At 47.1% G+C, this 454-nt stretch carries 2 tRNA genes; both read left to right on the top strand.

From position 1 onward, the window contains the following. Positions 1–76 precede the first annotated feature (76 nt). Positions 77–153, top strand: a tRNA-Ile gene (locus tag CWM52_RS25930). A 110-nt stretch (positions 154–263) separates the two neighbouring features. Next, positions 264–339 (top strand) — tRNA-Ala (locus tag CWM52_RS25925). The last annotated feature ends 115 nt before the right edge of the window (positions 340–454 follow it).

Below are 454 nucleotides of genomic sequence, written 5' to 3'. Positions count from 1 at the left end.
CTCCTTACCTGAAGAACCTGCCTTTGTAGTGCTCACACAGATTGTCTGATGAAAAAGTAGCAGTAAAAATCTCTGCAGGCTTGTAGCTCAGGTGGTTAGAGCGCACCCCTGATAAGGGTGAGGTCGGTGGTTCAAGTCCACTCAGGCCTACCAAATTCATCCTGAATACTGCGTTGTGAAACGACTCGCATACTTCAGTATGCTTCGCCCTTCCACGCCTTGTCTCAGTATGAATTACCGGTAAACAGAGAAAGTCTTACGATGGGGTTATAGCTCAGCTGGGAGAGCGCCTGCCTTGCACGCAGGAGGTCTGCGGTTCGATCCCGCATAGCTCCACCATCCTTTACTGCTGTACAACAAGAAAACTTCAGAGTGTACCTGAAAAGGTATGCTGCGAAGTTTTGCTCTTTAAAAATCTGGATCAAGCTGAAAATTGAAACGACACACATGTTAT

It is taken from the genome of Raoultella sp. T31, from assembly GCF_002806725.1.
Lineage (GTDB): Bacteria > Pseudomonadota > Gammaproteobacteria > Enterobacterales > Enterobacteriaceae > Klebsiella > Klebsiella electrica.
Note: the sequence above shows the minus strand (reverse complement) of the source record. Positions and strands in the feature narration are given on the sequence as shown.